General features: G+C 60.5%; 2 rRNA genes. Both read left to right on the top strand.

Annotated elements, in window-relative coordinates:
- The first annotated feature begins 3 nt into the window (after positions 1–3).
- Positions 4–1,526, top strand: a 16S ribosomal RNA gene (locus BV907_RS18010).
- 450 nt (positions 1,527–1,976) lie between these two features.
- A 23S ribosomal RNA gene (locus BV907_RS18005) occupies positions 1,977–2,116 on the top strand; the annotation flags it as partial.

Here is a 2,116-nt window from a genome sequence, read left to right as displayed (position 1 = left end):
TTTTTGACGGAGAGTTTGATCCTGGCTCAGGATGAACGCTGGCGGCGTGCTTAACACATGCAAGTCGGACGATGAAGCCCTTTCGGGGGTGGATTAGTGGCGAACGGGTGAGTAACACGTGAGCAACCTGCCCTTGACTCTGGGATAAGCCTGGGAAACTGGGTCTAATACCGGATAGGACTCCTCATCGCATGGTGGGGGGTGGAAAGCCTTGTGCGGTCTTGGATGGGCTCGCGGCCTATCAGCTTGTTGGTGGGGTGATGGCCTACCAAGGCGACGACGGGTAGCCGGCCTGAGAGGGTGACCGGCCACACTGGGACTGAGACACGGCCCAGACTCCTACGGGAGGCAGCAGTGGGGAATATTGCACAATGGGCGGAAGCCTGATGCAGCGACGCCGCGTGGGGGATGACGGCCTTCGGGTTGTAAACCCCTTTCAGCAGGGAAGAAGGGTGACTGACGGTACCTGCAGAAGAAGCGCCGGCTAACTACGTGCCAGCAGCCGCGGTAATACGTAGGGCGCGAGCGTTATCCGGAATTATTGGGCGTAAAGAGCTCGTAGGCGGCTTGTCGCGTCTGCTGTGAAAGCCCGGGGCTCAACCCCGGGTCTGCAGTGGGTACGGGCAGGCTGGAGTGCAGTAGGGGAGACTGGAATTCCTGGTGTAGCGGTGAAATGCGCAGATATCAGGAGGAACACCGATGGCGAAGGCAGGTCTCTGGGCTGTAACTGACGCTGAGGAGCGAAAGCATGGGGAGCGAACAGGATTAGATACCCTGGTAGTCCATGCCGTAAACGTTGGGCACTAGGTGTGGGGGGCATTCCACGTCCTCCGCGCCGCAGCTAACGCATTAAGTGCCCCGCCTGGGGAGTACGGCCGCAAGGCTAAAACTCAAAGGAATTGACGGGGGCCCGCACAAGCGGCGGAGCATGCGGATTAATTCGATGCAACGCGAAGAACCTTACCAAGGCTTGACATGTGCCGGACCGTCCCAGAGATGGGGCTTCCCTTCGGGGCCGGTTCACAGGTGGTGCATGGTTGTCGTCAGCTCGTGTCGTGAGATGTTGGGTTAAGTCCCGCAACGAGCGCAACCCTCGTTCCATGTTGCCAGCACCTCGGGTGGGGACTCATGGGAGACTGCCGGGGTCAACTCGGAGGAAGGTGGGGACGACGTCAAATCATCATGCCCCTTATGTCTTGGGCTTCACGCATGCTACAATGGCCGGTACAAAGGGTTGCGATACTGTGAGGTGGAGCCAATCCCAGAAAGCCGGTCTCAGTTCGGATTGGGGTCTGCAACTCGACCCCATGAAGTCGGAGTCGCTAGTAATCGCAGATCAGCAACGCTGCGGTGAATACGTTCCCGGGCCTTGTACACACCGCCCGTCAAGTCACGAAAGTCGGTAACACCCGAAGCCGGTGGCCCAACCCCTCTGTGGGAGGGAGCCGTCGAAGGTGGGACTGGCGATTGGGACTAAGTCGTAACAAGGTAGCCGTACCGGAAGGTGCGGCTGGATCACCTCCTTTCTAAGGAGCAGCACCGGCATACGCCGCCGCGCCCCGCGTGGTGGCCGGGTGCCGGGATGGATGCAGCCCGCTGCGGACCCGTTCGTGGTCCGGTGGGTGCTCGTGGGTGGAACATCGACGGATTCGTGGCCCGTGCCCTGTGGGGCCGGCCCGGGCGAGTACGCCAGACCCTGTCCTTCCGCTTCGTGCGGTGCGGGGTGTGGTGGGAAAGCTTCCGGGTCGGGTTCCTGCGGGGGTGGGGTCCTTGGCACGCTGTTGGGTCCTGGGGCAACAGTCCCTGGCTGTGCCCGCCTTCCCGTCGCCGGTGCGCTGCGCGCGCTGGTGTGGGTTGAGGGGGTTGTTGTTTGAGAACTGTATAGTGGACGCGAGCATCTAGCAATTTTGTCTTTGTGATGATTTGCGAGTTTTTTGTAGGACATGCATTGCGTGTCCTTGGTTTTCTTCGCGTGTTGTGAAGTTTCCAAGGGCGCACGGTGGATGCCTTGGCATCGGGAGCCGATGAAGGACGTGGGAATCTGCGATAAGCCTGGGGGAGTCGATAACCGGACTGTGATCCCAGGGTGTCCGAATGGGGAAACCCCGCCATGCGC

This window comes from Sinomonas mesophila, assembly GCF_001999765.1.
In the GTDB taxonomy this organism is placed as follows: Bacteria; Actinomycetota; Actinomycetes; order Actinomycetales; family Micrococcaceae; genus Sinomonas; species Sinomonas mesophila.
The sequence above is the reverse complement of the archived record's forward strand: the minus strand, read 5'-3'. Positions and strand labels throughout refer to the sequence as shown.